This is a genomic window from Pseudomonas sp. v388 (assembly GCF_003935425.1).
Lineage (GTDB): Bacteria > Pseudomonadota > Gammaproteobacteria > Pseudomonadales > Pseudomonadaceae > Aquipseudomonas.
Map to the genome: position 1 here is coordinate 570,079 of NZ_RHQN01000002.1, position 19,132 is coordinate 589,210.

17 protein-coding genes are annotated in these 19,132 nt (G+C 60.5%); 14 read left to right on the forward strand and 3 right to left on the reverse strand.

Features of this window, described 5'->3' with window-relative positions; genetic code table 11:
* Window positions 1-70 precede the first annotated feature (70 nt).
* Window positions 71-1,960 (forward strand): phosphomethylpyrimidine synthase ThiC, encoded by a 1,890-nt coding sequence (thiC, locus tag EGJ27_RS06695; protein WP_125829948.1) that lies wholly within the window; start codon window positions 71-73, stop codon window positions 1,958-1,960.
* A 45-nt stretch (window positions 1,961-2,005) separates the two neighbouring features.
* On the opposite strand, the gene EGJ27_RS06700 is transcribed toward thiC, so the two are convergent.
* A complete protein-coding gene (locus EGJ27_RS06700) occupies window positions 2,006-2,752 on the reverse strand; it encodes an RsiV family protein (protein WP_125829949.1) in 747 nt (248 codons plus the stop codon).
* 207 nt (window positions 2,753-2,959) lie between these two features.
* Between EGJ27_RS06700 and EGJ27_RS06710 the strand changes: the two genes are divergently transcribed.
* The 12 genes from EGJ27_RS06710 (at window position 2,960) to EGJ27_RS06765 (ending at window position 14,142) form a co-directional block, all read left to right on the forward strand.
* Window positions 2,960-3,577 carry an NUDIX domain-containing protein gene (locus EGJ27_RS06710; protein ID WP_125829951.1) on the forward strand — a complete coding sequence of 206 codons (618 nt, stop codon included), beginning with the start codon at window positions 2,960-2,962 and terminating at the stop codon, window positions 3,575-3,577.
* Entirely contained in the window at window positions 3,568-4,020 is a 453-nt protein-coding gene (locus EGJ27_RS06715) for a DUF1249 domain-containing protein (protein WP_125829952.1), read from the forward strand. Before EGJ27_RS06710 ends, EGJ27_RS06715 begins: the two co-directional genes overlap by 10 nt.
* Window positions 4,021-4,266: 246 nt before the next feature.
* Window positions 4,267-4,674 carry a hypothetical protein gene (locus EGJ27_RS06720; protein WP_125829953.1) on the forward strand — a complete coding sequence of 136 codons (408 nt, stop codon included), beginning with the start codon at window positions 4,267-4,269 and terminating at the stop codon, window positions 4,672-4,674.
* A complete protein-coding gene (locus tag EGJ27_RS06725) occupies window positions 4,671-5,054 on the forward strand; it encodes a hypothetical protein (RefSeq protein WP_125829954.1) in 384 nt (127 codons plus the stop codon). The genes EGJ27_RS06720 and EGJ27_RS06725 overlap by 4 nt, the downstream gene beginning before the upstream one ends.
* A gap of 175 nt (window positions 5,055-5,229) precedes the next feature.
* Entirely contained in the window at window positions 5,230-5,748 is a 519-nt protein-coding gene (locus tag EGJ27_RS06730) for a hypothetical protein (protein WP_125829955.1), read from the forward strand.
* Window positions 5,749-6,007: 259 nt separating this feature from the next.
* Window positions 6,008-6,820 (forward strand): 3',5'-cyclic-AMP phosphodiesterase, encoded by an 813-nt coding sequence (cpdA, locus tag EGJ27_RS06735; RefSeq protein ID WP_125829956.1) that lies wholly within the window; start codon window positions 6,008-6,010, stop codon window positions 6,818-6,820.
* A gap of 90 nt (window positions 6,821-6,910) precedes the next feature.
* The gene (locus tag EGJ27_RS06740) at window positions 6,911-7,528 is read left to right on the forward strand and encodes a YqiA/YcfP family alpha/beta fold hydrolase (protein ID WP_125829957.1); all 618 of its coding nucleotides are present in this window, start codon (window positions 6,911-6,913) and stop codon (window positions 7,526-7,528) included.
* Window positions 7,529-7,603: 75 nt separating this feature from the next.
* Window positions 7,604-9,508 (forward strand): DNA topoisomerase IV subunit B, encoded by a 1,905-nt coding sequence (gene parE, locus EGJ27_RS06745; RefSeq protein WP_125829958.1) that lies wholly within the window; start codon window positions 7,604-7,606, stop codon window positions 9,506-9,508.
* Window positions 9,505-10,476 (forward strand): esterase-like activity of phytase family protein, encoded by a 972-nt coding sequence (locus EGJ27_RS06750; RefSeq protein WP_256672687.1) that lies wholly within the window; start codon window positions 9,505-9,507, stop codon window positions 10,474-10,476. Before parE ends, EGJ27_RS06750 begins: the two co-directional genes overlap by 4 nt.
* Window positions 10,476-10,997, forward strand: coding sequence for a TIGR02281 family clan AA aspartic protease (locus EGJ27_RS06755; RefSeq protein WP_125829959.1), 522 nt, complete (start codon window positions 10,476-10,478; stop codon window positions 10,995-10,997). The genes EGJ27_RS06750 and EGJ27_RS06755 overlap by 1 nt, the downstream gene beginning before the upstream one ends.
* A 10-nt stretch (window positions 10,998-11,007) precedes the next feature.
* Window positions 11,008-13,263, forward strand: coding sequence for a DNA topoisomerase IV subunit A (gene parC, locus EGJ27_RS06760; protein ID WP_125829960.1), 2,256 nt, complete (start codon window positions 11,008-11,010; stop codon window positions 13,261-13,263).
* A gap of 183 nt (window positions 13,264-13,446) precedes the next feature.
* Entirely contained in the window at window positions 13,447-14,142 is a 696-nt protein-coding gene (locus tag EGJ27_RS06765) for a membrane integrity-associated transporter subunit PqiC (RefSeq protein WP_125829961.1), read from the forward strand.
* Window positions 14,143-14,380: 238 nt separating this feature from the next.
* Here EGJ27_RS06765 and EGJ27_RS06775 read toward each other — a convergent pair whose 3' ends face one another.
* Window positions 14,381-15,916, reverse strand: a complete 1,536-nt coding sequence (locus EGJ27_RS06775; protein WP_125829962.1) for a HAMP domain-containing protein — start codon at window positions 15,914-15,916, stop codon at window positions 14,381-14,383.
* 130 nt (window positions 15,917-16,046) lie between these two features.
* Between EGJ27_RS06775 and serB the strand changes: the two genes are divergently transcribed.
* Complete coding sequence (gene serB / locus EGJ27_RS06780) at window positions 16,047-17,261, forward strand: phosphoserine phosphatase SerB (protein WP_177522954.1); 1,215 nt, start codon at window positions 16,047-16,049, stop codon at window positions 17,259-17,261.
* A gap of 42 nt (window positions 17,262-17,303) precedes the next feature.
* On the opposite strand, the gene EGJ27_RS06785 is transcribed toward serB, so the two are convergent.
* Complete coding sequence (locus EGJ27_RS06785) at window positions 17,304-19,082, reverse strand: molecular chaperone (RefSeq protein ID WP_125829964.1); 1,779 nt, start codon at window positions 19,080-19,082, stop codon at window positions 17,304-17,306.
* Window positions 19,083-19,132 lie beyond the last annotated feature (50 nt).

The window sequence follows — 19,132 nt, forward strand, 5'->3', positions numbered from 1 at the left end:
AGTGCACCCGTCCGTCCCGATCAGGTCACTCCGACAATCAATCCGCTGCTGGATGTCTGGAGAGACCGTGATGAGTACAAAACCAAAAAACGCACCGCACTTGAGTGAGTCGGCCCAGGTCGATTCGGGATCGGTACAACCGTTTACCCGCTCGCAGAAAATCTACGTTCAGGGTTCGCGCCCGGACATCCTGGTGCCGATGCGTGAAATCACCCTGGATGTGACGCCGACCGACTTCGGCGGTGAAATCAACGCCCCGGTGACCGTCTACGACACTTCCGGCCCGTATACCGACCCGAAAGTCATCATTGATGTGCGCAAAGGCCTGGCCGATGTGCGCTCGCCGTGGATCGACTCGCGCGGCGACACCGAGCGCCTGGCGGGCCTGAGTTCGAACTTCGGGCAGCAGCGTCTGAACGATGCCGAGCTCACCGCGCTGCGTTTCGCCCACGTGCGCAATCCGCGCCGGGCCAAGGCGGGCGCCAACGTCAGCCAGATGCACTACGCGCGCAAAGGCATCATCACCGCCGAGATGGAATACGTCGCCATCCGCGAAAACATGAAGCTCCAGGAAGCCCGCGCCGCCGGCTTGCTCACCCAGCAGCATGCCGGGCACAGCTTCGGCGCCAGTATTCCCAAGGAAATCACCCCTGAATTCGTGCGCGAGGAAATCGCTCGCGGTCGGGCGATCATCCCGGCCAACATCAACCACGTCGAGCTGGAACCGATGATCATCGGTCGCAACTTCCTGGTGAAGATCAACGGCAACATCGGCAACAGCGCCTTGGGGTCTTCGATCGAAGAAGAAGTCGCCAAGCTGACCTGGGGTATTCGCTGGGGTTCGGATACGGTGATGGACTTGTCCACCGGCAAGCATATCCATGAAACCCGCGAATGGATCATCCGCAACTCGCCGGTGCCGATTGGCACGGTGCCGATCTATCAGGCACTGGAAAAAGTCGGCGGTGCAGCCGAAGACCTGACCTGGGAGCTGTTTCGCGACACGTTGATCGAACAGGCCGAGCAGGGCGTCGATTACTTCACCATCCACGCCGGCGTGCTGCTGCGTTATGTGCCGCTGACGGCCAGGCGCGTCACCGGGATCGTCAGCCGCGGTGGTTCGATCATGGCCAAGTGGTGCCTGGCGCATCACAAGGAAAACTTCCTCTACACCCATTTCGAAGACATCTGCGAAATCATGAAGGCCTACGACGTCAGCTTCTCGCTGGGCGATGGCCTGCGTCCGGGTTCGATTGCCGACGCCAACGACGCCGCGCAATTCGGCGAGCTGGAAACCCTGGGCGAGCTGACCAAGATCGCCTGGAAGCATGACGTGCAAACCATGATCGAAGGCCCGGGCCACGTGCCGATGCAGTTGATCAAGGAGAACATGGACAAGCAGCTGGAGTGCTGCGACGAAGCGCCGTTCTACACCCTTGGCCCGCTGACCACGGATATCGCGCCAGGTTATGACCACATCACCTCAGGCATTGGTGCGGCGATGATCGGCTGGTTCGGTTGCGCCATGCTCTGCTACGTCACCCCCAAAGAGCACTTGGGCCTGCCGAACAAGGATGACGTGAAGACCGGGATCATCACCTACAAGATCGCCGCACACGCGGCGGACCTGGCCAAAGGTCATCCCGGCGCACAGATTCGCGATAACGCCTTGAGCAAGGCGCGCTTTGAATTCCGCTGGGAAGATCAGTTCAACCTTGGCCTGGACCCGGACACCGCGCGCTCCTATCACGACGAAACCCTGCCCAAGGATTCGGCCAAGGTCGCGCACTTCTGCTCCATGTGCGGGCCGAAGTTCTGCTCGATGAAGATTACCCAGGAAGTCCGCGAGTACGCGGCCAATCAGCGCATCGACGCGGTGGATGTGGACGTTGCGCAGGGGCTGGCGGAACAGGCCGAACGCTTCAAACAGGAAGGCAGCCAGTTGTACAAGAAGGTCTGAAGCGGGGAATGGCAGGGCGCCCGGACGGCGCTCTTGCCAGAAGAATCAACCGCGACCGGGGAACAGTTCCGGCTTGAGTACGCCATTGAGCTGCGGATAGGGAATCTTCAATTCGATGTGGCCCATCGAGTATGGCGCGATGGTCACCACCGGGTACTTGAGGATCACCGCGCCGTAGGTCAGGGCAATGTTGGGCGTGCGTTTGAACGGCCAGGTCTGCATGAACTCGGTGTCCTTGTTCATGCCCGTCGAGGCCAGCCAGCCCATGTGGGCCAGTTCGGCTTTCTGCCAGAATTCGTTTTCCTTGCCCGGCACGACCATGTCGGCCAGGGTCAGGACTTTCTGCTGCTGGCGCGAATAGTTGATGAACGCGCGGCCCGGATTGCCATGGGCGCCGCCGTTGTCCAGATAGCTCGACAGCTCGATCACCACGATTCCGTCATGCTGCTCGCGGACCTTGGCTTGCAGGTAGCTGCTGTTGCGGCCTTGGGCGCGGCTGAGGAACTGCTCCTGATAATCCTTGAGGGAAGCCGGCAGCGGCGCATCCGAATCGGTGCGGGTCAGCTGCAACAGGGTTCTCTGGACGATAGCATCCAGCTTCTGCTCGGTCGGGAAATGCACGGTATCGATGTTCACCAACGGGCAGTCGGCCGTGGTGCAGCCCGGCTTGATCAGCTCGGAAGCGTCACGTTCGACTTGCAGCGGAGAGCGCATGTTGGGTGTGAAGAGGCTTTGGCAGGCGCCGAGCACCAGGGCCAGGCAAACCAGTGAAGTGATCCTCAATAACGACATGTTGATCCTTTGCGGTGTCTGTAATAGCGGTTGCGTTGCACGCATGCAGGCTGGTTGGACTGCAAATCATGACTTCGGTTCGCCACTTGGCGGATTGGATTTGTTTTACGCCATAGGCGTCTAACCTGCATCTCATGGGGGCTGCATCCGGGTGCCGATGCGCGTTAGGATGGTCCAAAGCCAAACACGGCAGCAAGCGAGATATCCATGACCCAAACCACCCGATCCGTTCCGACGGCGTTCGAGATCAGCCGACGCGAAAACTGCTTCCAAGGCTTCTATAGACTGGACAAACTGTTCCTGCGTCACGAATTGTTCGAAGGCGGCATGGGCAGGGAGATCAGCCGCGAGCTTTTCGTGCGCCACGATGCGGTATGCGTCCTGCCCTATGACGCCAGGCGCGACGAGGTGGTACTGATTGAACAGTTCCGTGTCGGCGCGCTGGAAAAGACCGGCAACCCATGGTTGATCGAGATGGTCGCCGGCCTGATCGACAAGGAAGAGGAGCCGGAAGAAGTTGCTCATCGTGAAGCGGAAGAGGAAGCTGGATTGACCTTCAGCGCGCTCTGGCCGATCACCAAGTACTTTCCGTCACCGGGTGGCAGCGATGAATTCGTTCACCTGTTCCTGGGGCAATGCAGCAGCCAGGGTGCTGGCGGAATACACGGTCTTGAGTCGGAAGGCGAAGACATCCGCGTCACAGTCTGGTCGTTCGACGACGCCATGCAGGCCGTTGCCGACGGTCGCATCATGAACGCTGCAACCATTATCGCCATGCAATGGCTGGCATTGAATCGCACTGAAATAAGGGGGTTATGGTCGTGAACCTATTGCGCGAGCGCTACCGTGTCGACCTCGCCGGGCTGCAAGCTGCCTGCGAAGCCAACTACGCGCGCTTGATGCGTTTGCTGCCCGACATGCGCAACGCACAGCGCTCCCGTCGAGTGGCCGTTACCCAGGGTGACCAGATGCTGGGCGTGCTGGCAGTCGAAGTCCTGCTCGATTGCCCGTACACCACCACCCTGCAAGTCCGCCAGGAGCACAGCCTGCCCTGGCTGCCGGTCCCGAGCCTGGAAGTGCAGGTCTACCACGACGCCCGCATGGCCGAAGTCATCGGCGCCGAACATGCCCGTCGGTTCCGGGGGATTTATCCGTATCCCAATGCCGATATGCACCAGCCTGACGAAAAAGCACAGTTGAATGTGTTTTTGGGGGAGTGGCTGAGCCACTGCCTGGCGTGTGGGCATGAGTTTGAAGTGGTGAGGTGAGAAGGGTAGCCACACTCCGGGCTTGTGCGGGGATCAAGAGCACACCTGTCTTTCACGGCTTGGCGCCATAGAGTTTATGCTTTACGCCTCCTTCTATTTTTGTCGCGTGGGTAAAGGCGTGGGAAGTGTCATGTGCTGGGTGTAAGAAGCTTCCGAAAATAAATATTTAGCCGTGTTGTTAACTGTTTAAGTTTTTCTCTTGTGCTAGTTTGCCTGAAGTGTTCTTCAGGCATTGGCTAGTCGTGTATGGTTTATCTGGGTGAGAAGTTGGAAATCTGCAGGGTGGTTCCGTTCAATTGGAGTGACACTTGGCTTGTGGTTGTCAGTGGTGATGGGATTAATGTCTGTGGGCACGCACTGATGAAAGCGGGTAGTTATTATTTTCATATCCTGGGTTGGGTCGAGAGGCCATGGTATATGAATGATGAAGGCTACGATCGCTACAAGCGCGAGGGCGCAAAGAGAGAGTTGTTTCGTCGTAAAGTGACGATGCCCAATCCACAAGGGGCTCAGCGAAAACTTGAGGAGCTAAGTCTGAAGCCTTGGGTCTGGCTAGGGGTTCCCAATAACTGCGTATCCTACGTCGAAGAAATTTTTAAGGCTGGCGGCATCAATGATTTCTCTTTTATAAATTGTCCGATTGGTTGGCGATGAATATTGTCCTGGGTCTCGTAAAATTGGCTTTGGCTGCCGCGGCTGGAGGCCTGATCTCGGTCGTTTTAATTTGTGTAATGATTGGGTGGGCTCGAGTGCCGCCCATGGATGTTGATGTTTATTTGATAATGTGGTCGGCGTTACTGGCTGGCGGACTATTCGCTTACTTTTTCTCATTTGGCTTCGTGATGCTCTGTCTAGCGGGATTGTGGTTGGGCTTTATATCGATCTATTTTGTTATATTCATTCTTTGGCCTGGAATGAATTATGAAGAAGGTCTCGTCTATCTCTTCAATGCGGGGTTTGTAGGTGTGCTGCTGGGAGGGCTGGTGGGCCGATACAAACTTCGCGCCTGGCGTCGGGTAGCAGGCGCCCGTTAACGAGTTCGTAGATCACGTAATAGCTAGATACTTTTCTAAATAGTTTGAAACCGATTTCAGCTCGACCTGGCTGCACCATTCTCTAAACTCGCTCTCCTTGTCGTGCCATACACGGCACATATTTAGTTGCTGAAGCGCATGGACGCGCAGCAGGTAATACAGGGAGTTCGTGGTTGTGGGCGTTTACGATTCCAGGGGCAACTACTCGCCCACTCCGGGGCTGTGCAATCAGCCACCTGCCAAGCCAGTCAAGGCTAAACCGCCTGTTTATAGCTGGGAGAGCCCGCCGCCCAGAATAGTAGTTCGACCCGAGCCTGAAGAGCGCTGCCTGGTCGGGGTCCGTTTCTGCTGGAGCAACGGCGAATACCTTGCAGGCTGTGATTGGGCGCTTACGCAAGGCGATGGCGGCGTTATTCGCGGGACGCTTGATTCCAAGGGTTTTCTGAGTCAAGTCATAAGCGGTTTATCCCATCGTATTCAGCTTGCTCCGCAGTTCGATCCTAAAAAGCAAGTCAATGCTCGTCGCTCCGAGCTTCGAAAAATGTTGGACCAGATACTCGCTGCAGAACGGGATCAGGCCAATGAACTGAAAGCCGCTCAGGCAGAGCGAGGTGTACTAGCTAATACGTATTACGTCGGCGTTGCTTTTGGGGAGGGTTTTCTCTTCGGCGCCTGGGCTTGGCGAAGTCCTTGAGGTCGACGTACTGGTCCGTGGGCCAAAAGGTGAGCGCATAGTTCGTACCGGCTGGATCTATCTCACCGAGAGCAAAGGAGATACTTCCAGAGTATTCGAATGCAGGGCTGACGCTTTCGATAGGGTTGTCTTCATCACCATCGAGCGACAGCGGCGACGAAAGTACCGAAGTGTGCTCTTGAACGCACATCCAGGCCCATATTGCGGTTTACCCGCTTCGGTTCCCATCACATAATCCCCGCTGAATCCTACCCAGGAGATGGCCTTGTCCAGCGCAGCCCCTTCATCTTCAGTCTTGCTGGTCCAGCTGTCCGACAGTCATTTGTTCGCCGAGGCGGACGGCACGCTGCTGGGCATGAACACGCGCGAAAGCCTTGCCAAGGTGATCGATGTGGTTTTGGCCGAGCAGCCGGCCATCGATTTCATCATCGCCAGCGGCGATATTTCCCAGGACGGCAGCGTGGAATCCTATGAAGCCTTCCGCACGCTCAGTGGACGAATCGCGGCGCCGGTGCGCTGGTTTCCCGGCAATCATGACGAACTGCCGCAGATGGAGCAGGTTGCGAGACGAGGCGGTCTGCTTGAGCCGATCATCGATACCGGCCATTGGCGGATCACGCTGCTGGATTCGGCAGTTCCCGGTTCGGTACCCGGCTTCCTGGAGCCGGCGCAGCTGGAATTGCTGGAAAAGTCCCTCAGCCAGGCGCCGAACCGGCACCATCTGGTCAGCCTGCACCATCATCCGGTCAGCATCGGCTGCGAATGGATGGAGCCCATCGGCCTGCGCAATGCCGAAGCGCTGTTTGCCGTGCTCGATAAGTATCCACAGGTGCGTGGCGTGCTTTGGGGGCATGTGCATCAGGAGTTCGACCAGCTGCGCAACGGCGTCAGGCTGCTGGCTTCACCGTCGACTTGCATCCAGTTCGCGCCGGGCAGCATCGATTTCAAGCTCGATACCACCGCGCCGGGCTATCGCTGGTTGCGGCTGCATGATGACGGATGCCTGGAAACCGGCGTTTCCCGCGTTCAGGGCATGACATTCGAGGCCGACTACGGCGGCGCCGGTTACTGAATGGCTCACGTCGATTTGTTTCCGTTGAAGTCATGAGCCGTTAGTCCCTGTAAACTACGCGGCTTTGCTCTGGGCTCCAGGAGAACACGCGTGACCGGTGACGCACCCACACTGCTCTATATTCATGGCCTGAACAGCTCGGCTCGCTCGATGAAAGCCCGGCAGCTGTCCGCCGTGATGACGTCACTGGGCATGGGCGAGCAATTGCGGGTTCCGGAGTTGCACCACCATCCGCGCCAGGCGATGCAGCAGCTCGACGAGGCAATCCAGGCGCTCGGGCGGCCTTTGCTGGTCGGCAGCTCGCTCGGCGGCTACTATGCGACACACTTGGCGCAGCGCCACGGCCTCAAGGCAGTGCTGATCAACCCGGCGGTCAACCCGCACCAGCTGTTCGACGGTTTCCTCGGGACTCAGCAGAACCTCTACACCGGTGAGTGCTGGGAATTGACCCACGATCACATCCACGCCCTGGGCGAACTGGAAGTGCCTGCCCCGCAGGACCCGGCGCGTTATCAGGTATGGCTGCAGACCGGCGATGAAACCCTTGACTACCGCCGTGCCGAGCGGTTCTACCGCAGTTGTGCCTTGCGTATTCAGGCGGGTGGCGATCACAGCTACCAGGGCTTCGCCGCGCAGATTCCGGCACTGCTGAGCTTCGCCGGGTTTGCCCCGACTCTGTTGCAGGATGTGGATCTGTCAGCGCTGTAAGTGACCGACGCCCGGTCATATGAATGCAAGAACATTGAACTCCCGAAAATTCATGAACGATTGATACGAGAACCCATGGCCAATCCCAGCGCTAGCTCTTATAACGCAGACGCCATCGAAGTCCTCTCGGGCCTCGATCCGGTTCGCAAACGTCCGGGCATGTACACCGACACCTCGCGGCCCAACCACCTGGCCCAGGAAGTCATCGACAACAGTGTCGACGAAGCCCTGGCAGGGCACGCCCGCTCGGTGCAGGTCATCCTTCATGCCGACAACTCCCTGGAAGTGGCCGACGACGGCCGCGGCATGCCGGTGGACATTCACCCCGAAGAAGGCGTGTCCGGGGTCGAGCTGATCCTCACCAAGCTGCATGCGGGCGGCAAGTTCTCCAACAAGAACTACCAGTTCTCCGGCGGCCTTCACGGCGTGGGGATTTCCGTCGTCAACGCGCTTTCAACCCAGGTTCGGGTGCGTGTCAAGCGCGACGGCAACGAGTACGAAATGACTTTCGCCGACGGTTTCAAGGCCTCGGACCTGTCCGTGGTCGGCACCGTCGGCAAGCGCAACACCGGCACCAGCGTGTACTTCGCGCCGGACCCCAAGTATTTCGACAGCCCTAAATTCTCGGTCAGCCGCCTCAAGCATGTGCTCAAGGCCAAGGCCGTGTTGTGCCCCGGCCTGTCGGTCAGCTTCGAAGACAAGTCCACCGGCGAAAAGGTCGAGTGGCATTACGAAGACGGTCTGCGTTCTTACTTGCAGGATTCGGTCAGCGATTTCCTGCGCCTGCCGGACGAGCCGTTCTGCGGCAGTTTCGCCGGCAACAAGGAAGCCGTGGACTGGGCGTTGCTGTGGCTGCCCGAAGGCGGCGACAGCGTGCAGGAAAGCTACGTCAACCTGATCCCGACCGCCCAGGGCGGTACTCACGTCAACGGTTTGCGCCAGGGTTTGCTGGACGCGATGCGCGAGTTCTGTGAATTCCGCAATTTGCTGCCACGTGGTGTGAAGCTGGCTCCGGAAGACGTCTGGGAGCGCATTGCGTTCGTGCTGTCGACCAAGATGCAGGAGCCGCAGTTCTCCGGGCAGACCAAAGAGCGCCTGTCGTCCCGCGAGTCGGCGGCGTTCGTTTCCGGGGTGGTCAAGGATGCGTTCAGCCTGTGGCTCAACACCCATTCGGACCTCGGCATGCAGCTGGCGGAACTGGCGATCAACAACGCCGGTCGCCGTCTCAAGGCCAGCAAGAAGGTCGAGCGCAAGCGCATCACCCAAGGTCCGGCATTGCCGGGCAAGCTGGCCGACTGCGCAGGACAGGACCCGGCGCGCTCCGAGCTGTTCCTGGTCGAAGGTGACTCTGCCGGCGGCTCGGCCAAGCAGGCGCGGGACAAGGAATTCCAGGCCATCCTGCCGTTGCGCGGCAAGATCCTCAACACCTGGGAAGTGGACGGCGGCGAAGTGCTCGCCAGCCAGGAAGTGCACAACATCGCCGTCGCCATCGGCGTCGATCCGGGCGCGGCGGACATGAGCCAGCTGCGCTACGGCAAGATCTGCATTCTCGCCGACGCCGACTCCGACGGCCTGCACATTGCCACGCTGCTCTGCGCGCTGTTCGTCCAGCATTTCCGCCCGCTGGTGGACGCCGGGCACGTCTACGTCGCCATGCCGCCGCTGTACCGCATCGACCTGGGCAAGGAAATCTACTACGCCCTGGACGAAAGCGAGCGCGACGGGATTCTCGACCGTCTGGTGGCCGAGAAGAAGCGCGGCAAGCCGCAAGTCACCCGCTTCAAGGGCCTGGGTGAGATGAACCCGCCGCAGTTGCGCGAAACCACGATGGACCCCAACACCCGTCGACTCGTGCAACTGACCCTGGACGATTTCGCCGCCACGTCGGAGATGATGGACATGCTGCTGGCGAAGAAGCGTGCCGGTGATCGCAAGAGCTGGCTGGAATCCAAAGGCAACCTCGCCGAGGTACTGGTTTGACGCGACGCTGGCTGGCGGCCCTGTTGCTGCTGGCCACGCCGGCCTTTGCCGCGCCGCTGGAGACGCTGAAGCTGGTCTCCGAGCATCCGGTGGACGGCATGGTCGGCGGTAACCTGTCGGGTTTGGCGGTGTGCAACGGTCGTTTGTGGACGGTTTCCGATCGCGACGACAACGTGCTCTATCGCCTCGATACCGCGCAGACGGTGTGGGCCGCCGAAGCCCAGAGCTTCGAGGCGCCTGCGCCGCAAAGCGTGCTGCCGCTCAACCTGCGTTCGCTGGCCAACATGTCTTCGGTCGTGCGCGGCGGCAGCCTGGATTTCGAAGGCATCAGTTGCGACACGGCGGGCAATCGCTACCTGGTCAGCGAGGCCTACGGCACGGTGCTGAAAGTACCGGCCAGCGGCGTGGCCAGCTGGCTGGCGCTGCCTGACGAAATGACCGCCCAGGCGCGTGATAAAGGCATGCTGCACCACTTCAACGCCATCTTCGAAGGCATTGCGGTGGACCCGGCCGGAAGACGCATATGGCTGGCGGCCGAACGCGAGGACCGCGGCCTGTTGGTCGTGCGTCGCGAAGGTGACGACTGGCGCTGTGGGCAAAGTTGCGTGCTGCTCGCCGAATCGCAGGAAGCTGCGGCCCCGTCAAAGGGCGGCCAGACGAACAAGCGCGATTATTCCGACGTGTCGTTGTACAACGGCAAGTTATTCACGCTGGAGCGTTCGGTGTATCGCGTCTGTCGGCGAACCCTGGAAACCGGTCGGCTGGAGCGCTGCTGGTCGTTCGGCGCAGAGGCGACCAAGCCATCGCGCCGCTACGATCAGCGTTATGGCTTGACCGAGGCTTTAGTGGTGGACGAAACCGGCGCGTGGATCGGAACCGACAATAACTTCGGCGCGCGCGCCGATGGTGAGAAACGTCCTGTGGTCTGGCGCTTCGCGGCGCCGAAGGCCGGCTGGAGCGCGCCGTAATGGAGCAACCGGTTGCCGGCAGGCGCGCGGGCAAGGTGTTGATGATCCTTGCTTGGGCGGCCGGGTTATTCCTGGCCACGCGTTTCTTTGGCGACTGGGAAGACAAACAGCAGAATCCGAACACCGTGGTGAACTCGCAGCACCGTGACGGCTACATCGAAGTGCAACTGGTGGGCAATCGCCAAGGGCATTTCGTCAGCTCCGGGCAGATCAACGGCCGGGCTGTGCAATTTTTGATCGATACCGGTGCGACCGACGTCGCCGTCCCGGGCGATCTGGCTCAAAGCCTTGGCCTGCGGCGTGGTCCGCCGGTCATGGTCAGCACCGCCAACGGCACCAGCCAGGGTTTTCGGACCACACTGGAGCGCCTGCAGCTCGGTGATATCGTCCTGCACAACGTGCGCGCCCTGGTGGCGCCCGGGCTGCAGGGTGATGAAGTGCTGCTGGGCATGAGCGCAATGAAACAACTCGAATTCACACAGCGTGGCGGCACCTTGCTGCTGCGCCAGTCAACGCAATGATGAGGCCCGCATGAGCGACTCCCTTGACCTCAGCCTGGATGGCGTAGAACGCCGATCGCTGGCTGACTTCACCGAACAGGCCTACCTCAACTATTCCATGTACGTCATCATGGACCGCGCGCTACCGCATATCGGCGACGGCTTGAAGCCTGTGCAGCGTCGTATCGTCTACGCCATGAGCGAGCTGGGCCTGGGCGCCGACGCCAAACACAAGAAATCGGCGCGTACCGTTGGCGACGTGCTCGGCAAGTTCCACCCCCACGGCGACTCGGCCTGCTACGAAGCCATGGTGCTGATGGCCCAGCCCTTCAGCTATCGCTACACGCTGGTGGACGGGCAGGGCAACTGGGGTGCGCCGGATGATCCCAAGTCGTTCGCGGCCATGCGTTATACCGAAGCGCGTCTGTCCCGATATTCCGAAGTGCTGCTCAGCGAACTGGGCCAGGGCACGGCCGATTGGGTGCCGAACTTTGACGGCACACTGGACGAGCCCGCCGTATTGCCGGCTCGCCTGCCGAACATTTTGCTCAACGGCACCACCGGCATCGCGGTCGGCATGGCGACCGACGTTCCGCCGCACAACCTGCGGGAAGTGGCGGGCGCCTGCGTGCATCTGCTCGACGAGCCGAAGGCGACCATCGAAGCGCTCTGCGAGCACATCAAGGGTCCGGATTATCCAACCGAAGCGGAAATCATCACGCCGCGCGCCGACCTGCTGAAGATTTACGAAACCGGGCGCGGCTCGGTACGCATGCGTGCGGTCTACCGCATCGAAGACGGCGACATCGTGGTCACCGCACTGCCGCACCAGGTTTCCGGCGCCAAGGTGCTGGAGCAGATCGCCGCGCAGATGCAGGCCAAGAAGCTGCCGATGGTGGCTGACCTGCGCGACGAGTCGGACCACGAAAACCCGTGCCGCATCGTCATCATCCCGCGCTCCAATCGCATCGATCTCGATGAGCTGATGCAGCATTTGTTCGCCACTACCGAGCTGGAATCCAGCTACCGGGTGAACATCAACATCATCGGCCTGGACGGCAAGCCGCAGCTCAAGAACCTCAAGGCGCTGCTCAGCGAGTGGCTGGTATTCCGCATCGGCACCGTTCGCCGTCGCCTGCAGTTCCGTCTCGACAAGGTCGAGCATCGCCTGCACCTGTTGGAAGGTTTGCTGACCGCCTACCTGAACCTGGATGAAGTCATCCATATCATCCGCACCGCCGAGCATCCCAAGGCTGAACTGATCGAGCGCTTCGCGCTGTCGGAAATCCAGGCCGACTACATCCTCGACACCCGCTTGCGTCAACTGGCGCGCCTGGAAGAGATGAAGTTGCGCGGTGAGCAGGACGCGCTGCTCAAGGAGCAAGCCAAACTGCTCGCCCTGCTGGGCAGCGAAAGCAAGCTGCGCAAGCTGGTTCGCGCCGAGCTGATCGCCGACGCCGAAACCTATGGCGATGATCGCCGTTCGCCGATCGTGGCGCGCGCCGAGGCCAAGGCTCTGTCTGAAAACGAACTGATGCCGACCGAGCCGGTAACCGTCGTCATGTCGGAAAAAGGCTGGGTGCGTTGCGCGAAAGGTCACGATATCGACGCCACCGGGCTTTCCTACAAAGCTGGAGACGGATTCAAGACATCCGCCATCGGCCGCTCCAACCAGTTTGCAGTGTTCATCGATTCCACCGGGCGCAGTTATTCGGTGGCCGCGCACACCTTGCCGTCCGCGCGTGGGCAGGGCGAGCCGCTGACCGGCAAATTGCAGCCGCCGCCGGGTGCGACGTTCGAATGCGTACTGTTGCCGGAAGACGATGCGCTGTATGTCATCGCGTCGGACGCGGGCTACGGCTTCGTGGTCAAGGGCGAAGACCTGCAAGCCAAGAACAAGGCCGGCAAGGCTTTGCTGAGCCTGCCTTCCGGGGCCAAGGTCATCCAGCCGCGCCCGGTCGCCGACCGCGAGCAGAACTGGCTGGCCGCGGTGACCACCGAAGGGCGTTTGCTGGTGTTCAAGATCAGCGATCTGCCGCAGCTGGGCAAAGGCAAGGGCAACAAGATCATTGGTATTCCGGGCGAGCGGGTGGCAAGTCGGGAAGAGTATGTAACCGATCTGGCGGTGGTCGCTCAAGGCGCAACGCTGGTATTGCAGGCGGGTAAGCGTACCCTGTCGCTCAAGGCTGAAGACCTCGAACATTACAAGGGTGAGCGGGGGCGTCGGGGCAATAAACTGCCGCGTGGCTTCCAGCGTGTCGATGCGTTGCTGGTTGAAAACGGCTGAAATTAACCATATAAAGCCAGTGGACTTCATTTTGCCATGAAGTACGACGCATAATCGCTGGAGTCACGACGAATATTCACGGATGATATGAGGTCTTGGGGCGCAAGCGTGGCGCAGTGCCTGCATGAGTCTTGTAAGTATCTACACTGTGGCTTCTCTCGGAGCGGCCACCTGGATGGGACGATGAATTTTCTACGCCTTCCCCTGGTCTTGTTGATGACTGGCGTTCTGGGGCTGGCCGGGTGCGCCGTGCACCAGCCGACCGCGCTGTATCAGCTCGATAGCGGTGAGCCGGGTCAACCGAAGCAGAGTAATGGTCTGGCAGTCTTGCTGGGCCCTGTGTCGGTGGCCGACTACCTGCAGCGCGAAACCTTCCTGCAACGTCAGCCTGACGGTACGCTGACGGCTTCGCCCGATGGCCGCTGGGCGGGCAACCTCTCTTCGGATATCGATCAATTGCTGCTTCGCCAGTTGGCGTGGAAGCTCGACAGCCAACGTGTGGTGATGGCGCCGGCGACGGCCAATTTCACGCCGGATGTCCAGATCGTGCTGTCGATCACCCGGCTTGACTCGGGTGCCAAACAGCCTGCCGTGCTCGACGCCCAGTGGCGTTTGCTCGACCGCAAGGGCCAGGTTCGTGACAGCCGCCTGGTGCACCTTGAACAGGTTCATGCCGGCAGTTCTTCCGATCAGGTCAAGGCTCAAGGCATGCTGCTGCAACGTCTGGCCGAGCAGGTCAGCGCGGCGGTCAAGCCGATTTCCTGGCAGCGGGTCGAAGAACCGAAGAAAGCGCCGGTGGCTCGCAGCAAAGAGCCGGAAAAGCCAAGGATTCCCATGGCTTCGCCAATACGTACCGATCTGGAAGTGTTCCGCTTCTAAGATCGCAGAAACCAAAAAGCCCGCAGCGATGCGGGCTTTTTTGTGGCTGCTCTGAGCCTGGAGCCAGCTTGCTGACGAAGGTTGCGCAGATGTAGCGCGTGGAAATATGCCTTCGCGGACTTGTCCGCTCCTACGGATTTAGCTCGTATCCCGTGGGAGCGGACTTGTCCGCGAAAAGGCCGCTGCATCCGCAGCAGATGCAGCGGCTGAAAGTCAGCCTTCGCGAGTAAGCTCGCTCCTACGCCTTGTGCGCCTCGTGCATGCGCGCCAACTGGCGTTCGAGCATGGATGGGTAAGGCTCCATCAGGCGTTCTACGCAGCAGGCGCCTTCCGGGCTTGCGATAGGGCGGATACGGGCGCGCTGGCGGATCAGCGCGTCGTCGTTGATCTTGCGCTCCACCAGCAGCAGGTTACGGCTGTGTTGCGACAAGGCCAGCGCGTCCTGGGCGGTTTCGGTGAGCAGCAAGTCGATCTGGCTAAGGCCGGATAGCCCTTCACCCAACGTCAGGCCCAATTGCAATTGCAATGTGATGCCGCTGTCGGCCACTTCGATCTGCAACGCGTGGCTCAATGCGCGCAACAGCTCGCCGCAGCAGATGGCGTTGGTCAGGTAGTCTTCACCGCTTTCCTGGCTGTGGAACAGCATCAGGGTGCTGCCGTCATTGAGCGTATGCAGCTCGCTGTCATACAGCGAAGCTGCCTGATCGATGCAGTCGCGATAGCGCTGCAGCAGTTCGGTCAGGCGAGCCTTGGGCAGACGACGCAACTGATCCTGCGCACCCAGCTGGACTGCCAGGATTGCGCTGGGTTGCGGTTCACCCGGCACGGCCGGTTCTGCAACAGGACGCACCACGGCTGCAGTGCCGGAGCTGTCGCGCAGGTCGGCGAACGGATCATCCTCGTCGTCTTCATCTTCCTGGGCAACGAGTTGGCGTCGAACCGGCGGAGCAGGCAGGCGAGGCTTGTGGGCGGCAGCTTCACGCGCAGCCAGCACCGGCGCAGGTTTGGCGTCCGGCTGCAGGTAAGCGTCGTCTTCGTCTTCCACGTATTCCGGTTCAGGCTCCGGCTCGGGTTCCGGCACTGGTGGTGCGAACGAGGTGCGCAGCTGACGCGCCAGATCGCCGATTTCATCCTGGCGATCCGTGGCTGGCGTGTAGGGGTCGATGTCCCGCAGCCAGATGCGCATTTGCATCAAAGGCGTGGAGATATGCCGTCCCAGACGCAAGCTCAAGGCCAGCGCCAGAGCAAGCAGGATGCCGGCAAGGATGCCCATGCTTTGCAGGCTGATGGTCATCGGTTGCTGGAATTGCGACATGTCCAGACTGATGCGCAGATGACCCGCCATCACATCCTGGAAGGTGATCTTGATTTCATACAGACCCTGGGCTTCGCCCAGCAGGCTGTTTTTCGGGCGTTGCCCGGCCTCCGCCAGAATACGGTTGTCGACGCTGTAGATCGCAGCATGAGCCACCAGCGGGTTCTTGACCAGATTGCCCAGCAGCACGTTGAGGCTGAGGATGTCGTTGGACACCAGCAGCTCTGTCGCCGAGGTAGCGGTCTGGGTGGTCAGTGCCTGCCCGAGTGCATCGGCCTGTTCGTGCATGGCCTGCTTGAACTGCAGCCCCATGACTCCGGCGTAGATCACCAGCGCCAAGGCGACGAGGATCACGTTATGACTGGCGATGCGCAACGCGATCGGTACACGGCGATGACGCAGTGCGCGAAAGATGAGCAGGAAGAAATTATCGGATTTAACTGGCGTGGGCCGGTTCACAGAGCACGGCTCTTTCGGTGAAGTTGCCGCGCAGTATAACGACCGACCCATTGGCGGCAAAGCGCTGCCTGTGCCCGGCGGTCACTGAATGTGGTTAGAATGCGGTTTTTTTCCACTGCGGGGGTGCGCCTTGCGCGAAATCGTCCTGATTAACATCACCGGTGCGGACCGTCCCGGTCTCACTGCGGCCATCACCGGCGTCCTCGCCCAAGGTGGCGTGAACATTCTCGATATTGGTCAGGCGGTGATCCACGACGCCTTGTCGTTCGGCATCCTGGTTGAAATTCCGGCAGAGGCTCAAGGCGCGTCCGTGCTCAAGGACATCCTGTTCAAGGCCCACGAACTGGATCAGCAGGTGCGCTTCACGCAGGTTTCCGAGCAGGATTATCAGCATTGGGTCGAAGGCCAGGGCAAGGCGCGGCATATCGTGACCCTGCTGACCCGCAAGGTGACTGCCGAGCAGTTGCAGTGTGTCAGCTCGATCACCGCGCGCTACGGCCTGAATATCGATCGCATCGACCGCCTTTCCGGGCGCATGCCCCTCGACACACCGGCCGACAAGGGCAAGGGCTGTATCGAGTTTTCGGTACGCGGCGAACCTGCCGATCTGAAGGCCATGCGCGCCGAGTTTCTCAGTGTCGCGCAAGACTTGAACGTCGATATCGCTTTCCAGCAGGACTCGCTGTTCCGGCGCAATCGCCGTCTGGCCGTGTTCGACATGGACTCGACCCTGATCGAAGCCGAGGTCATCGATGAGTTGGCCAAGGCCGCCGGCGTGGGCGAACAGGTCTCGGAGATCACCGAGCGGGCCATGCGTGGCGAGCTGGATTTCAGTGCCAGCTTCAAGGAACGTCTCGCGTTGCTCAAAGGCCTGGACGTCAGCGTGCTGGACGAAATCGGTGCCTCGCTGCGCTTGACCGAGGGCGCGGAAAATCTTTTTGCCGAACTCAAGCGACTGGGCTACAAGACCGCGATCCTGTCAGGCGGCTTCACCTACTTCGCCAAGCAGCTGCAGGCCAGACTCGGTATCGATTACGTGTTTGCCAACGAGCTTGAAGTCGAGGACGGCAAGGTCACCGGCGTGGCGGTCGAGCCTATCGTCAACGCTCAGCGCAAGGCGGATCTGTTGCAGGAGCTGGCGCGCAAGGAAGGCTTGAGTCTGGAGCAGACTATCGCGGTCGGCGACGGTGCCAATGACCTGCCGATGCTGGCTATCGCCGGTCTGGGCGTGGCGTTCCGCGCCAAGCCGCTGGTGAAGGAATCGGCCAAGCAGGCGATCTCGACGCTGGGCCTGGACGGAGTGTTGTATCTGCTGGGCTTTCGCGACCGCGAAGGCAGAGGCTGATCGGTCGGCAAGCGCTGTCGCGCACCTGACGGTGTGCGGCGGCTACAGCGAACCCCATAGCGAATCAAATTCCTGATCCGGTTTTTGCTCGCCTTCGGCAGGCTTCGGCGCGTCGTACACCGTGTATTCGAACTGGTTGTAGCTGGAGCTGCTGATTTTCCGGTTGCTCAGCGCCGCCTTGCGCTCCTTGCCGCTCATGTTCAACAGCACCTTGCTGCCTTCCTGGAAAGGCAACCGCGGTGCCAGGACGGTCGGCGGTTTGTCCATTGCCCGGACTTCCGGCAGCATCAGCGTGCGCAGGTACTGACTGTTCTGTTCTTCTCGAATCAGCTGCATGCCACAGGGTTGCGCAAACGGCGCGATCAACTCGACACCCATCTGCGTGCCGCCGCTGCGCACCTGGCGAACCCAGCGCACGATGGCGATGCTCCAGCCTTGCCCAGAATCATCCTGAATACCGATCAGTTCACCGGCCTGCAACTGTGGCGGGACTTCCTTGGGCCACGCCAGGCAATATCCGCCCGGACTGTGGTTGACGATATTCAACTCGTAGGTCGGGAAGTTCTGTTGGGCGTTGCTCTGCGCGTCGTTGTCGGCGTCGCTCTGGTACTGGATTTCTTCATAGGGCAGCAAGGCGGAGGAGGTTCCTCCACGCTGGGTATCGAAAGCGTTGGCCCAGGGATCGTCGACATTGTCGTTGGCCATTTTCAGGCTGAAGTCCGCCGCCCGCGCCACTGCCGGCAGTTGCAGCAGTTCACTGAACGATTTCTGCCCCGAGACGTGGTAGTGCAGCGCGCTCATGCCGATGCACAGCGTCAGCGTGCCTTGGCCGGCAGTTCGTTGAAAAGTGCGCTCGGCGACATCGCCCCAGGCCGCTGCAAGATGTTGCAGCAAGTCGGTGTTGATGCCCGGCGGAACCACCAGTTTCGACTGCGAACGCTGGTCCGCGGGCAGAGCCAGGTATTGGGTGATGGCATCCGCTATGGCGCGTGGGTCGATACCCAGCAACCGCGGCAGTTCTTCATCGCTAAACAGCGTCCGGTACAGCGCCGGTTTGTCGACCGTCGGGTCCAGTGCAAACAGGCTGTCGCCATGTGCCGGCATCTGTAGCTTGATCAGCGGGCTCCAGGCTTCCAGCGCGTCGGCCAGTTTGCCGATATTCAGCTGGCGCATCTGATTGCAGCGCGAGCAACCCATGAGCAACGCAATCGCGTAGGTCTGTTCTGCCGTCAGCGTGCGCGTGTGGTGGGCCAGGGGCTCGTTGATCGCAACGGTGTGCAGCTGAAACTGGCGGGCGATCTGATACAGCTGGTGCAGTTCCAGCCACAGTCCGTCCTGGACCGGGCAGTACAACTGGTTGGCGCGAACCAAAGGGCCGTTGAGTGCATGCATCGCCCGCTGGATGGCGGTGCTGAGCAACGGGCCGCGCTCCTTGGTGTAGCGCGGTGCGATCCGCTGGATGATCTGCTTGTAGCCGGTGGCCAGATGGTTTTGCAGTGCCTGGCACAGGTTGGCGACCTTGCGCGGACGCTCGTCGAGGACGATGGCCTGGTTCAGGAAATGACGTTCCAGGTGCTGACAGACGAAATACACCTCGGGCCGCAACAGCTCCAGCATTTGCAGGCGGTTGTCGGAAGGTGTCAGCAGTTGATTGAGTTCGCTCAGCCCTTGATAGAGCTGCCGGGCCATCTCCCCCAGATTGGCCTTGGGCAAGGTGGAGATCCAGCGTTTGAGGTCGCGGGGTGTGGCTTCACAGAATGTCAGGCTCGACTGCGTCGGCGTAGGAGCACGCAGCAACAGCGGAAGGCTCAAATTACTCATGTGACAGACAGACTCCACTACTTCCAGCACCGGACGGTGGCTTTCAACTG

What these genes read in the sequence shown, in the direction of transcription:
- thiC (WP_125829948.1), top strand. Translation starts at nt 71, where the DNA reads ATGAGTACAAAACCAAAAAACGCACCGCACTTGAGTGAGTCGGCCCAG.
- EGJ27_RS06720 (WP_125829953.1), top strand. Translation starts at nt 4,267, where the DNA reads ATGGTTTATCTGGGTGAGAAGTTGGAAATCTGCAGGGTGGTTCCGTTC.
- EGJ27_RS06785 (WP_125829964.1), bottom strand. Translation starts at nt 19,082, where the DNA reads ATGAGTAATTTGAGCCTTCCGCTGTTGCTGCGTGCTCCTACGCCGACG.
- EGJ27_RS06700 (WP_125829949.1), bottom strand. Translation starts at nt 2,752, where the DNA reads ATGTCGTTATTGAGGATCACTTCACTGGTTTGCCTGGCCCTGGTGCTC.
- parE (WP_125829958.1), top strand. Translation starts at nt 7,604, where the DNA reads ATGGCCAATCCCAGCGCTAGCTCTTATAACGCAGACGCCATCGAAGTC.
- EGJ27_RS06725 (WP_125829954.1), top strand. Translation starts at nt 4,671, where the DNA reads ATGAATATTGTCCTGGGTCTCGTAAAATTGGCTTTGGCTGCCGCGGCT.
- EGJ27_RS06765 (WP_125829961.1), top strand. Translation starts at nt 13,447, where the DNA reads ATGAATTTTCTACGCCTTCCCCTGGTCTTGTTGATGACTGGCGTTCTG.
- EGJ27_RS06755 (WP_125829959.1), top strand. Translation starts at nt 10,476, where the DNA reads ATGGAGCAACCGGTTGCCGGCAGGCGCGCGGGCAAGGTGTTGATGATC.
- EGJ27_RS06715 (WP_125829952.1), top strand. Translation starts at nt 3,568, where the DNA reads ATGGTCGTGAACCTATTGCGCGAGCGCTACCGTGTCGACCTCGCCGGG.
- EGJ27_RS06710 (WP_125829951.1), top strand. Translation starts at nt 2,960, where the DNA reads ATGACCCAAACCACCCGATCCGTTCCGACGGCGTTCGAGATCAGCCGA.
- parC (WP_125829960.1), top strand. Translation starts at nt 11,008, where the DNA reads ATGAGCGACTCCCTTGACCTCAGCCTGGATGGCGTAGAACGCCGATCG.
- cpdA (WP_125829956.1), top strand. Translation starts at nt 6,008, where the DNA reads ATGGCCTTGTCCAGCGCAGCCCCTTCATCTTCAGTCTTGCTGGTCCAG.